General features: G+C 41.6%; 10 protein-coding genes and 1 riboswitch. Of the genes, 1 reads left to right on the forward strand and 9 read right to left on the reverse strand.

The genetic code is table 11. The annotated features are described in order from the left end of the window. Window positions 1-32 precede the first annotated feature (32 nt). The 4 genes from CFK37_RS17485 to gltB form a co-directional block, all read right to left on the reverse strand. The gene (locus CFK37_RS17485; RefSeq protein ID WP_089063080.1) at window positions 33-1334 is read right to left on the reverse strand and encodes an arsenic transporter; all 1302 of its coding nucleotides are present in this window, start codon (window positions 1332-1334) and stop codon (window positions 33-35) included. Window positions 1335-1346: 12 nt separating this feature from the next. Beyond that, window positions 1347-1691: an ArsR/SmtB family transcription factor gene (locus CFK37_RS17490; RefSeq protein WP_089063081.1), complete on the reverse strand. Its 345-nt coding sequence runs from the start codon at window positions 1689-1691 to the stop codon at window positions 1347-1349. Window positions 1692-1805: 114 nt separating this feature from the next. Beyond that, complete coding sequence (locus tag CFK37_RS17495) at window positions 1806-3302, reverse strand: glutamate synthase subunit beta (RefSeq protein WP_089063082.1); 1497 nt, start codon at window positions 3300-3302, stop codon at window positions 1806-1808. A gap of 17 nt (window positions 3303-3319) precedes the next feature. Then, window positions 3320-7879, reverse strand: a complete 4560-nt coding sequence (gene gltB, locus CFK37_RS17500) for a glutamate synthase large subunit (protein ID WP_089063083.1) — start codon at window positions 7877-7879, stop codon at window positions 3320-3322. 128 nt (window positions 7880-8007) lie between these two features. Here gltB and gltC point away from each other — a divergent pair, with 128 nt between their 5' ends. Further along, complete coding sequence (gene gltC / locus CFK37_RS17505; protein ID WP_089063084.1) at window positions 8008-8910, forward strand: glutamate biosynthesis transcriptional regulator GltC; 903 nt, start codon at window positions 8008-8010, stop codon at window positions 8908-8910. A gap of 225 nt (window positions 8911-9135) precedes the next feature. Here the strand turns inward: gltC and CFK37_RS17510 are convergent, their stop codons facing one another. The 5 genes from CFK37_RS17510 to ectA all read right to left on the reverse strand — a co-directional run bounded on the left by CFK37_RS17510 (window position 9136) and on the right by ectA (window position 13689). Continuing rightward, a complete protein-coding gene (locus CFK37_RS17510; RefSeq protein ID WP_089063085.1) occupies window positions 9136-10512 on the reverse strand; it encodes an LLM class flavin-dependent oxidoreductase in 1377 nt (458 codons plus the stop codon). 37 nt (window positions 10513-10549) lie between these two features. Next, window positions 10550-11098, reverse strand: coding sequence for an NADPH-dependent FMN reductase (gene ssuE / locus CFK37_RS17515; protein WP_089063086.1), 549 nt, complete (start codon window positions 11096-11098; stop codon window positions 10550-10552). Window positions 11099-11227: 129 nt separating this feature from the next. Continuing rightward, a riboswitch (SAM riboswitch) is annotated at window positions 11228-11333 on the reverse strand. Window positions 11334-11447: 114 nt separating this feature from the next. Continuing rightward, entirely contained in the window at window positions 11448-11834 is a 387-nt protein-coding gene (locus CFK37_RS17520) for an ectoine synthase (RefSeq protein WP_089063087.1), read from the reverse strand. Between the two features lie 45 nt (window positions 11835-11879). Next, window positions 11880-13154 carry a diaminobutyrate--2-oxoglutarate transaminase gene (gene ectB / locus CFK37_RS17525; RefSeq protein WP_089063088.1) on the reverse strand — a complete coding sequence of 425 codons (1275 nt, stop codon included), beginning with the start codon at window positions 13152-13154 and terminating at the stop codon, window positions 11880-11882. Between the two features lie 4 nt (window positions 13155-13158). Beyond that, a complete protein-coding gene (gene ectA, locus CFK37_RS17530) occupies window positions 13159-13689 on the reverse strand; it encodes a diaminobutyrate acetyltransferase (RefSeq protein WP_089063089.1) in 531 nt (176 codons plus the stop codon). Window positions 13690-13891: the final 202 nt, after the last annotated feature.

The raw sequence follows: 13891 nt of genomic DNA on the forward strand, positions 1-13891 counted from the left end.
AGACATGATATGTATTCTCCTTTTTTCAATTATCATAGAATAATCAAAAGCCATAATGCTAATCCTGTCAGTGTGATGAACAATGTTGGTATGGTTAGAATAATTCCGACCTTAAAATAGTAACCCCATGATATCTTGAAGCCTTTAAGTGATAAAACATGCAGCCATAATAACGTGGCAAGCGATCCTATTGGTGTAATCTTAGGACCCAAGTCAGATCCGATTACGTTAGCATAGATAAGAGCCTCTTTGATTGTACCTGTTGTTTGCACATCGGAAATCGCCAGGGCATCAATCATAACCGTAGGCATATTATTCATAATGGAAGATAATATTGCGGCAATAAACCCCATTCCTATAGTACCTGCATAAAGGCCCTGATCTGCAGTCCATTGTATCAAAGTCGCTAACACACTAGTTAACCCAGCGTTTTGCAATCCATAAACAACCACATACATACCAACTGAGAAGAATACAATTGCCCACGGTGCTCCCTTTACAACCACTGAAGTATGTACAGCTGGACTCCGCTTCGCCAATATAAGAAATAAAATGGCGATAATCCCTGCCACAATGGATACTGGAATACCAATAAATTCACTGCCAAAGTAACCAACAAGTAATGCAGCTAACACTGCCCAGGAAATCTTAAACATGGATTGATCCTTTATTGCCTCTACCGGTTCTTTCAACTGCGATAGATCATATTGTTTTGGAATACTTTTACGGAAGAACAAATACAAAACAAGAATACTTGCAGCTATAGAGAATAGATTCGGAATAATCATTCTTGAAACATATTCAACAAACCCTATTCCAAAGTAGTCTGCGGAAACAATATTTACTAGATTACTAACTACTAATGGGAGTGATGACGTATCGGCTATAAATCCACTTGCCATTATAAAAGGCAGAATCATTGTTTCTTTAAAGTTTAGATTTCTTACCATTGCAAGTACGATAGGTGTTAAGATAAGTGCTGCCCCGTCATTTGCAAAGAATGCTGCTACAATAGAACCAAGGAAAATAATATATATAAACATTCTAATGCCATTACCTTTTGCAATCCGGGCCATATGTAATGCAGCCCATTCAAAAAATCCAATTTCATCTAAGATAAGCGAAATCAAAATAACAGCTACAAACGTTAGCGTCGCATTCCATACAATTCCGGTAACTGTAAGAACATCACCCCATGTGACAACACCAACCATCAGGGCTAAAGTTGCACCCCCACATGCGCTCCAACCTATACCTAAACCTTTGGGCTGCCAAATAACCAATACTAATGTCACGATGAAAATCCCAATGGCTAAGTAAATTGATAAATCCAAGCAAACTCCTCCTTAATCGCAGACAATTCGTTTACCATCTGCTTCTAAACAGTCTAATTTTTCTTTTTGATCCGGTAAATAATTTAATATGTTCATAACCAATGGGAAACTCGCACTCTCTTTATTTAACGAATAAAATATCCATTGCCCTTTCCGTTTTTCTTTAACAATACCTGCATCCCTTAGCTTGCGAAGATGCTGACTAATGGAAGGCTGGCTCATTTGAAACACGTCTACAAGTTCACAAACACAACATTCGTTATCTTTTAATAGACCAACCATCGTCAAACGTGTTTTATCACCTAACAGTTTTAACGTTAAAGCCGCCTTTTCAATCGTAATTTCAGGTTGTGACATGATTATTACACCTCCTTTGAACATTTGCTTATTAGCATATAACAATTTACTTATATATAGCAAAAGAAAAAAGACCCCACCTCTTAAATCCTAAGAAAGGGGGGGCGATATTTTCTATAGTTCTAAATAGGAAGGTAGTACGGTGCTTCCCATTAAATAATGATCAACTTTGCGGGCCACTTCTCGCCCTTCGTTTATCGCCCACACGATTAAACTTTGTCCTCTTCGCGCATCGCCGGCTGCGAATACTTTTTCAACGTTTGTTGTGAACTCACCATACTTAGCCTTGACTTTCCGGTTGGCTGTCTTCACACCAACCTGTTCAAGCACCTCTGGCTCAGGCCCTTCAAATCCGATTGCAATAAACACTAGTTGTGCAGGCCAAACTTTTTCTGTACCTGGTATTTCATGAAAGACGTACTTTCCTTCGCTATCGATAACTTTTTCCATTTCGATGGTATGAAGTTCTTTTAAGTCCCCATTCTCATCAGAAATAAACCGTTTCGTCTGAATGGAATAATTGCGTGGATCCTCGCCAAACTGTGCTGTAGCTTCCTTATGTGCGTACTCAATCGTAAATAGGTTCGGGTATTCCGGCCACTCGTTTCTCACTGTTCTAGCCATCGGAAGCTTAGGGTGTTTACCAAATTGAACAACACTATTGCACTTGTGACGAAGTGCCGTTGCAATACAATCGGCACCTGTATCTCCGCCGCCAATAACTATTACATCTTTTCCTTTTGCATCAATAAATTCGTCCTCGGCTAAATCAACACTTAGTACATTTTTTGTGGAAGCTGTCAAATAATCCATTGCAAAATGAACCCCGTTTGCATCCCTTCCGTCAATAACCAGGTCACGCTGTTTTTGTGCACCAGTGCAAAGGATAACTGCATCATGCTGGTTGTTTAATTGCTCCGCTGTGATATCTTTTCCCGCCTCGGTATTTAACACAAAGTCAACGCCTTCTTGCCCTAGTAATCTAATTCTACGTTGCACAACGTCTTTTTCCAGTTTCATATTCGGGATGCCATACATTAATAATCCACCCGCGCGGTCTGCCCGTTCATAAACTGTTACGGTATGACCCGCCTGGTTCAATTGGTCGGCACTTGCAAGCCCGGCTGGGCCGGAACCAATAACGGCAACAGACTTACCCGTTCGTCGCTTCGGAATCCTTGGTGTCATCCAACCATTTGCAAATCCTTTGTCAATAATCGCGCGCTCAATACTTTTAATTGCGACTGATGGATCAGAGATTGCAAGTGTACAAGATCCTTCACATGGCGCCGGACAAACTCTGCCTGTGAACTCTGGAAAATTATTGGTTTTTAGCAACCGTTTCAATGCCTCTTCCCATTGACCCCGGTACGCCAAGTCATTCCACTCAGGAATTAGGTTATAGATTGGACATCCGGTAGTAGCTCCATTAATTTCTTCTCCTATTTGACAAAAAGGGGTTCCACAGTCCATGCATCGCGCCCCTTGTCTGCGTAATACGTCATCAGAGAAAGGAGCATCGTATTCTTTCCAATCATTAACTCGTGTATGCGGATTACGCTCTTTCGCTTCTTCACGTTCGTAATCCATAAATCCAGTAGTTTTTCCCATCGTTAACGCTCTCCTTTCTATAATGATACTACTTGGGGCTTTTCTTCTTGATTAACAGTTGGCTTCGCTTGATTTTTTGATTGAAAGGCTTGCATAGCAGCCTCTTCATCTGTAAAACCTTCTTTTTTATAGGACTCAATCTTTTCAAGCATTACCCGGTAATCTTTCGGGGTAACCTTCACGAACCTCTTCACTTGTTCCTCCCAGTTAGTGAGGACGTACGCGCCTTTTTGACTTTCCGTGTACTGCACATGATGCTGAACCATTTGTTTCACTTGTGCAATCTCATCAAGGTCTATGAGCGGTTCTATTTCGACCAGTTCCTTGTTGCATAATTTGTTAAATGAAGCTAAGTCCTCTGCAAGGACGTAGGCGTTACCACCTGACATTCCAGCTGCGAAGTTTTTACCAACATCGCCTAATATAACGACGCGTCCACCAGTCATATATTCACAACCGTGGTCGCCAATTCCTTCAACCACAACGTTTGCCCCACTATTTCGGACAGCAAATCGTTCACCTGCATATCCATTTATATAAGCCTCGCCGCTGGTAGCACCATATAATGCTACGTTTCCGGCAATGACGTTACTTGATTCATTAAGCTTTGCTTCTTGTGGAGAAGAAACAACCACTTTCCCACCAGATAATCCTTTACCAACATAATCATTCGCGTCACCTGTCAGCCATAGGGACATGCCTCTTGGAACATAGGCAGCAAAGCTCTGTCCGGCAGAACCGGCAAATCGAAGCGTGATCGTATCATCTGGTAAACCAGCTTCCCCGTAACGTTTGGAAATCTCACTGCCCACTATTGCCCCTACGACACGGTTTGTATTTCGAATCGGGAATGATAGATCTACCTGTTCTTTCCGCTCCATGGCTGTCTTTACAGCAGGCAAAATTTTTGATAGGTCGAGTGACTCATCAAGATGATGGTTCTGGTTTGTTTGGCAGGTTCTTGGTCCATCCACCTGGTAAAGTAATGGCGATAAATCCAAGTCCTTCGCTTTCCAGTGTGCTTTTGCCCGATCGCTAACCGTTAATACATCTGTCCGGCCAACCATCTCTTCTACTGTTTTAAAGCCTAATTCAGCCATGATTTCTCTAACTTCTTCTGCAATATAGTGCATAAAGTTAACAACATGATCAGGATCGCCCATGAATTTCTTCCGTAGTTCCGGATTTTGGGTTGCAATACCGACCGGACATGTATCGACGTGACATACCCGCATCATGATACAGCCCAGCACAACAAGTGGTGCTGTCGCAAACCCATATTCTTCTGCGCCAAACAGTGCGGCCATGACCACATCTTTCCCGGTCATCAATTTGCCATCCGTTTCTAATACAACACGATCCCTTAGACCATTTAACATCAAGCTTTGATGTGTTTCGGCTAGACCAAGCTCCCATGGCAACCCCGTATGCTTGATACTAGTTTTTGGTGAAGCACCTGTGCCGCCATCATAACCACTGACAGAAATGACATCTGCCTTCCCTTTTGCGACACCAGAGGCAATCGTTCCAATTCCTGCTTTCGCAACAAGCTTCACACTTACACGTGCATCACGATTGGCGTTTTTCAAATCATGAATCAACTGCGCCATATCCTCAATCGAATAAATATCATGATGTGGCGGTGGTGAGATTAAATCCACGCCCGGGGTGGACCCACGTACGCCAGCCACCCATGGGTATACTTTTTTCCCCGGCAGCTGTCCACCTTCTCCAGGTTTCGCTCCTTGTGCCATCTTGATTTGCAGTTCATCAGCGTTAACTAAATAATGACTTTTCACCCCAAAACGTCCAGATGCAATTTGTTTAATGGCACTCCTAGGTGAATCGCCATTTTCATCCGTCTGGAATCGTTTCGGATCCTCTCCGCCTTCACCACTATTACTTTTACCACCGATGCGGTTCATCGCAATAGCCAGTGACTCATGCGCTTCCTGGCTTAACGATCCAAATGACATTGCTCCGGTTTTAAACCGTTTTACGATGGTATCGACGGATTCGACTTCTTCTATTGGAATGGAATTCGTTTTCTTAAAGGTAAACAAATTCCTTAGAAAGTTAATTCTTTCTTCATTTGCTGCCTCAGAATACTGTTTGAATAAATGATAGTCTCCTCTTCGGCAAGCCCATTGCAGTGTATGAATCGTTTTCGGATTAAACGCGTGATGCTCACCGGTTTTTCTCCATTGAAAATCACTACCTGACTCAAGCGTCTGATCAACATGATCTGCATAGGCATTGTGATGACGATTTCTCGCTTCTTGTGCAATTATATCTATGTCAATTCCGCCGAGCTGGGAGGCAGTTCCCGCAAAATAACGATCGATGACCGATTTGCTGATTCCAATTGCCTCAAATATTTGGGCACCGCGGTAGCTTTGAATCGTGGAAATTCCCATTTTGGACATAACCTTTACAACGCCCTCAGTAATTCCTGAAATATAGGTGCCTACCGCATCCTGATAAGTAAGCGTCAACTTGTTTTCACTAATCGCCTGACTCAATGTTGCATAGGTGAGATATGGATTTATCGCATTTGCGCCATAACCAAGCAAGGCCGCGAAATGATGTACTTCCCTCGCCTCTCCAGTTTCTGCAATGATGCTTACTTTTGTACGTGTACCTGAGCGTACCAGATGTTGATGCAGTGCACTAACGGCAAGCAAGGATGGAATTGCAACTGTCTTCTCATCCATATTTCGGTCTGATAATACAAGAATACTAACCCCTGCCTCAATAGCCTGATCAGCATCCATACAAATCTGCTCAAGAGTACTCTCCAAGTCATCTACGAATAACGTGTCAATTGTCCAACTCTTAAAACCTGGATAACTATCCGATTTTAATAAACGTAGCTGTCTATTTGACAATACAGGCGTGTCAACTTGCAGCCTGTGACAATTAATTTCACTAGGGTGTAATATATCCCCTTCAGGTCCTAGCAGACTCATCGTCGATGTAACAAGCTGTTCACGATATGCATCGATTGGCGGGTTCGTTACCTGCGCAAATAATTGCTTGAAATAAGAAAATAATGATTGGGCATGATCAGATAAAACTGCCAATGGCACATCATTACCCATCGCGCCAATTGGATCCTTCTCATCTGTCACCAATGGAATTAAATATTTTTGAATATCTTCGTACGTATAGCCAAATGCTTTTTGCCTGGTTACGAGATTGTCAAACGGCATTTCATCCAACGCTTCCACCTTATTGCCGAGCTTGACAAGCTGCCCATCCAACCATTCACGATACGGCTTTGCGCCTGACATTTCCGTTTTAATTTCATCGTCAGAAATAATCCGCTCTTCATCTAAATCGAGCAACAGCATTTTCCCCGGACTCAGACGATCCTTATACAAGATATTATCTTCTTCAACATCGATGATCCCAACCTCTGATGAAAAGATCAGATAGTCATCTTTAGTTACACAATATCTCGCGGGACGTAAACCGTTTCGGTCCAAAATTGCTCCAATTTGATTGCCATCCGTAAAGGAAATGGTTGTTGGACCGTCCCATGGCTCCATTAATGCACTATGATACTCATAGAAAGCTTTCTTTTCTTTCGACATATGTGGATTATTTACCCATGGTTCCGGGATCAGCATCATCGCAGCATGTGCAGGTTTTCTGCCAGCCAGAACAAAAAACTCAAGCGCATTATCCAAAATAGATGAATCACTGCCATCTGCATCCAGGATCGGTAACACTTTTTCCAAGTCGTCTCCGAAAGCATCGGATACAAATTGCTCTTCACGTGCCCGCATCCAGTTAACATTTCCTCTTAACGTATTGATTTCACCATTATGCATTAAATAGCGATTCGGATGGGCTCTTTCCCAGCTTGGAAAAGTATTGGTGCTAAAACGGGAATGCACCATTGAAAAGGCTGATACAAAATCTTCATCTTGTAAATCAAGATAGAATGCATCCAATTGTTCCGGTGTTAACAATCCTTTATAAACAATTGTTTGACTGGAAAGACTGGTAAAATAGAAGCGCTCTTCCCGTTTAATCGCTGCTTTTTCCGCTTGTTTTCGGATAATATACAACTTCCGTTCAAATTCGATATCTTCCTTTATAGCAGGAGCTGCACCAATAAATACCTGGCGGATAACTGGACAGCTCTCTTTTGCCTTAATTCCAATTTTTCTGATATTTATAGGTACAGTTCTCCATCCAAGAACTGTCTGCCCTTCCTTTATAATAAATGAATTAATGTCCGCCTCCACTTCTTCCCGATTATCATCATCATTTGAGAAGAAAATCATCCCAACACCATAGTGACCTTTTTCAGGTAAGTTGATTTCCGGACATTCTTTTCTGAAAAAGTGATCTGGAATTTGAACCATTAATCCCGCTCCATCACCCGTATCAGGATCACTTCCATGTCCCCCGCGATGGTCTAACTGACAAAGCATGTGTAATCCCTTTTTTACAATATCATGCGTCGGAACACCATTCATATGTGCATACAACCCGATCCCACATGCATCATGTTCAAATTCAGGACGGTAAAGGCCTTGCGATTTCGGTACGTTATTATAACCCATCATGGATTCCCCCGTTCTTATTCCGTATATGGTGCCTTATAACAATTATAGGTTTTCAAATTAATCTAAACAATATATAATTTAGATTAAAACAATCTATTATTGATATGAATCGAGGGGAATATTGGATGGAACTACGTCAACTGCGCTATTTTATGGAGGTTGCGGAGCGTGAACATGTATCGGAAGCGGCTGTTAATTTGCATGTTGCCCAATCCGCTGTTAGCAGGCAAATCGCTAATTTAGAAGGAGAACTTGGGGTTTCTTTATTTGAACGTGAAGGCAGAAATATTAAATTAACTCAAATCGGCAAGACCTTCTATGCACATACAAAACTTGCGATGAAAGCAATTGACAATGCCAAAAAGCAAATTGATGAATATCTGGATCCGGAACGCGGGACAATCAAAATTGGTTTCCCGACCAGTTTATCCAGTCACCTATTACCAAATGTCATTTCCGCTTTCAAAGATGAATACCCAAATATTGCCTTTCACTTAAGACAGGGATCATACAGCTTTTTAATTGATTCGGTGAAAAGGGACGAAATTGATGTGGCCTTTCTCGGCCCAGTCCCAAAGGATGATCCTGAGATTGAAAGCCATATTTTATTCACAGAAGATATTTTGGCATTATTGCCAATATCACACCCCTTGGCAAATAATAAGATCCTCTACCTTACTGACTTGAGGAACGATGAATTTGTCAGTTTTCCAAAAGGCTTTGTCTTGGAAAAAGTCATTATCGACGCCTGCAAACAGGTCGGTTTTGTTCCAAAAATATCATCAGAAGGCGAGGATTTGGACGCAATCAAAGGACTCGTCTCAGCCGGTATTGGAGTAACTCTCTTACCAGACAGCACCTTTCACGAATCAACACCGCGGATGACCGCTAAAGTCCCCATTAAAATTCCGGAAGTAAGAAGGACGGTAGGTGTTATCAAACATAAGGAAAAAGACTTAGCACCATCTGAAAAGATATTCTATTCCTTTGTAAAACGCTTTTTCGCACGTTTGGAAGGCTTTCAGTAAAACGCTTGAAACTACGGTTAATACCAGCTTGTTCATTGCATGGCAAGATGATGGCTATATGTCGGGTTTATTCAAGTTTTGACCAATACAACTCGTGTTTGGTCGTTATATTCCTATTTTGGCCGTTATATCCTAAATTCGGCCGATATAACACTTCTTGCGAAGTTAAAATATCTCGCAAAAAAGATGCAGAATTCCATAAGGAAAAACTGCATCTTAAAGGTGCTATTTCACTAACAGGGCATTATCACGTTTTCCGGGATGACTTGCCGCCAGCTGATCCCCATTACCAAACAGATTGTCCCGAAGTGAGTTTCCATCATATTCTTTTCGAACCAAACCTCTTTCCTGCAGAATAGGCACAACATACTCAATAAAATCCTTAAACGTACCAGGTGTAATGGCATATGCAATATTGAAACCATCAATTCCCGCTTCATTTACCCACTCTTCCATTGTGTCGGCAATTTGTTCAGGTGAACCGACGGCTGAAGCGCCCATTCCACCAATACCAATAGCGTTGATAATATCCTCTACAGTCGATGGTTTATCCGGGAAAATTTTGGTGAAGTTTTCTAGTGCTGATCGTATCGAATTATTTTCTATATAACTGATCTCCTGATCTTTGGTATACCCCGATAGGTCAACTCCGGTCCATCCGCCAAACAGCGCAAGTGCTCCCTCTGTGCTTATATGTTTCTTGTAGTTGTTATATTTCGCTTTTGCTTCTTCTTCAGTTCTGCCAACAATCGGTACAAACATCGTAAGTATTTTCACTTCATCTCGTAATCTTCCTGCTTTTTCAATATCTTCCCGTAATTTATCGACGGTTTCTTTAGCCGCAGCAACAGTTGGTGCACCAATAAACACACATTCCGCATTCTTAGCCGCAAATGCCCGCCCTTTTGTAGATGCACCTGCCTGATAAAGAACAGGAGTCCGCTGGATTGATGGTTCGCTCAGATGAGCCCCTGGAACTTTAAAATATTTTCCTTCATGGTTGATATCATGTACTTTTTCTGGATCCGTGTAAATTTCATTCCCTTTATCCAGCTTAACAGCATCGTCTTCCCAGCTTTGTTCCCATAGCTTGTAGCAAACATCCAAATATTCGGCGGCTAAATCATAGCGCTCATCATGACCTATCTGATCGTCTAGCCCAATATTGACTGACGCACTTTTTAAATAGGAAGTAACAATGTTCCAGCCAATGCGCCCATTTGTTAAATGGTCAAGTGTGGACATTCTCCTTGCAAATGGGTAGGGATGCTCATGTGCAACGGATGCCGTAACACCAAAACCGAGATGTTTCGTTACTGCAGACATTAGAGGAACAACTGCTAACGGATCATTGACCGGTGACTGTGCCCCTTGTCGTACCGCCGCTTCCCTTGAACCATTATATACATCATATGTCCCTAGAACATCCGCAATAAATACAGCATCGAAACGTCCTTTTTCTAAAAGCTTGGCAAGTTCGATCCAATATTCACTATCCTTATAGCGGTGTGATTCATCTTCCGGGTGCGTCCATAACCCTGGTGATTGATGTCCCGCACAGTTCATATCAAACGCATTCAAATAGATTCGCTCTTTTGCCATCCTCTGATTCCTCCTTAACTATCTATCATTTTGATTTTCAAACTGATGAAACAACTGCACCTTGATTGTTTACTAATTCAATAAAGTAATAGAGCTGCTTATTCGTACGCTCTAAAATACCTTCATCAATAATTGGATTTTCTTTTTGTTTATCAATTTGACTGTCCAGTAAATAGAGCCCTTTCAAATTATGACCTTTCAAGGTTGCTAACACTGGTTTTAGCGAATACTCTATCGCCAGTAAATGCGACATACTTCCACCTGTCATGAGCGGTAGCACCGGTGTGTGCCTTAATACATCCTGTGGCAGGACATCAAGTAATGCTTTTAGAACCCCCGAATATGCTCCTTTATATACTGGCGATCCAACAATCACACCTTTTGCATTCTGAATCAGTGCTGCGATATCCTGAATGGCCGGGCTATCATATTTCCCTAGAAATAAATCTTCATGCGGAACATTTTTAACAGATATGTGGGACACCGAAAAGTTTTCCTGATTCAATAACGTCCCTAAATATTTCAGAACCTGATCAGACCTGGACGATTCTGAAGGGCTCCCCGATATAATAACGATTTCACTCAAAACGATCATCCTCTCATATATTAAAATTCACTTTCAAAGATAAGTATTGGTATATCCCAATTGAAAAAAAGCCCCCTTTTCTTTTAATAGAGAAAAGAGGGCTTTACGTGTAAAAATTTATGATTTCCGCTCTTATCTCCCAAGAATTACTCCCGCTGGAATTAGCACCTTCCTGACAAAGTCAGAGGTTGCTGAAGCTTCACAGGGCCAGTCCCTCAGCTTCTCTTGATAAGAATATTTAATTTATTATATAGTGTATTCTAATTAATCCGATAAATCAAGTACGAATTTGAATTTTTCGTAAAGAAAGAAAAGGAACCAGACCATGGCTCCTTTTCTTTCATTTCTCCTATTCCGTCAACAACGGATAATATCCCTCTTCATTATGTGTTTCTTTGCCAACAAGTGGCGGGTTAAAGACGCAAACCATACGCATTTGCGTCCTGGCCCGCAGCTTGTGTTTATCATTTTCGTCTAAAATATACATGGTTCCAGGTTCCAGTTGAAAGACTTCTCCAGTTTCAACTTTCTCAATTTCCCCTTCTCCTTCAATACAATAAACCGCTTCAATATGATTTTTATACCAATAATAATTTTCTGTACCTGCCTTGATAATGGTATCATTCATACTGAAACCAACATTATCCTTTTTCAACAGGAACCTGCGGCTGCTCCAATTTTCTCCGGACGTTTCATCTTCTGTTCCGATTATATCCTTAAGTGATTTTACGATCATTTGTATTTCCCCTTTCTTTGTATAGGCAGTCTATTTACTAGTGTATTAGTTTATAAGTGACTTAATGCTTTCTTCCAGTATTGCCAGTCCCTCTTCAAGCCCCTCCATCTCAATAATCAATGGTGGAAGAAACTTGATTACTTCATCATTCGGCCCTGACGTTTCAACAATTAAACCACGCTTGAATGCTTCCGCACAAATTTCACCAGCAAGACCAGGCTTGGTAATGGCAATTCCTTGCATGAGTCCTCTGCCGCGGGCTTCACCATTCAACTCTGGGTATTTATTAATAATGGCTTCGATTGCTTCACTCAAAATATGTGCTTTCTTTTGGATAGCTTGACTGAATTCATCCGTTTCCCAGTTGCTCAATGCCTCTGTTGCAGCAATAAATGCCAGATTATTTCCACGGAACGTTCCATTGTGCTCCCCCGGTCCCCACTGATCATACTCTGGCTTAATTAAAGTAATTGCCATTGGCAGCCCGATGCCACCAATCGATTTTGACAGGCAAACAATATCCGGTTTTATTCCAGCCGGTTCGAAGCTAAAGAACGTACCAGTTCTTCCGCACCCAGCCTGAACATCATCAATGATAAGTAAAATATCGAAGCGTTCACAAATACTTTCTACTTTTTTCAGCCATTCCAAACGGGCTGCGTTCATGCCGCCTTCACCTTGAACAGTCTCCAGTATGATGGCTGCTGGTAATGCAACACCGCTGCCGCTATCTTCTAAAAACCTCTCCAAATATGTTATCGAGTCCTGATCCTCCACATATTCGTCGAAAGGCATCGAAACGGTGTGATGAAGTGGAATTCCGGCACCGCTGCGTTTAAATGAATTACCTGTTACAGATAGTGAACCAATTGTCATGCCATGGAATGCGTTCGTAAAGCTAATGACTGTATCACGCCCTGTTACCTTTCTAGCAATTTTCAATGCACTTTCAACTGTATTGGTCCCAGTTGGTCCCGGAAACATAATCTTATAGTCAAGGTCACGTGGTGTAAGAATGATTTCGTTAAAGCATTCAAGAAATTCCTTTCGTGGAGTTGTTCCCATATCAAGGCTATGAATGAGCCCATCATTACGAATATACTCAACTAGTTTATCCTGCATCGTTTCATTATTATGGCCGTAATTCAGTGCACCTGCACCGGCAAAAAAGTCAATGTACGCTTTACCGTCTACGTCCCAGAGCTTATACCCCTTCGCTTTTTCAAATATGGTTGGCCATCCGCGGCTATAACTTCTCACCGTCGATTCTAGCTCCTCAAACGTTTTCATTTTTGTATTTCCTAATACTGCTGTCCCCATTGAATCATTCCTTTACAAGCTTATTTTCTTCATCGATAGGTCCAATCTTGTACAATTGTTCGTCTTCATGTCCTGTTCGTGGAAAGTCACTAGATAAAAAGTAATCAGTCAATTTACAATTTGTGTCAAGCTTTTTCGCAAGTCCTAAAAACAACTGTTGTGATGGTCTGTTTGATGGCGATACGGTCGCTTCAACATAGCGAACGTTTCTGCAGGCTTCCCGTTTCAGCAGCTGTACCAACATCCTTGTACCCAGTCCTTTTCCCCGCTCTGACTCGTGAACAGCAACTTGCCAGATAAAGAGAGTATTCGGTGCATCCGGATGAATGAAACCGGAAATAAATGCAACCGAATCTCCATCCCGTTCAACGACAATCGATGTTTCCGAAAAGATTTCACACCACATCAGGTAGCTATAGGAAGAATTCAGGTCGAGAACGCCCGTATGTTTAATAAGCTCAAAGACCCTCGCCCCATCATCTTTATTCGTTTTACGAAATCGAAATTCACTTGTTATATCCCTTGTTTTCGTCATTACCCTATTTCCGTTATGATGGATGCTCTCACCCCCCTATCCGTTTTTTAACATCTATATAAGCTTAAAGAGAAAGAACGTCTTTCGTCAAAACGCATTAAGCGCTATTTAGCGTACTCAAATGGTACTATGTGTGATTTGGCCATAAAAAACTTGCAAAGCTTAAAGATAGCTTGCAAATAGTAAAGAATGGACAGAATTT

Origin of the sequence: Virgibacillus phasianinus (assembly GCF_002216775.1) — a bacterium.
Classification (GTDB): domain Bacteria; phylum Bacillota; class Bacilli; order Bacillales; family Amphibacillaceae; genus Virgibacillus_F; species Virgibacillus_F phasianinus.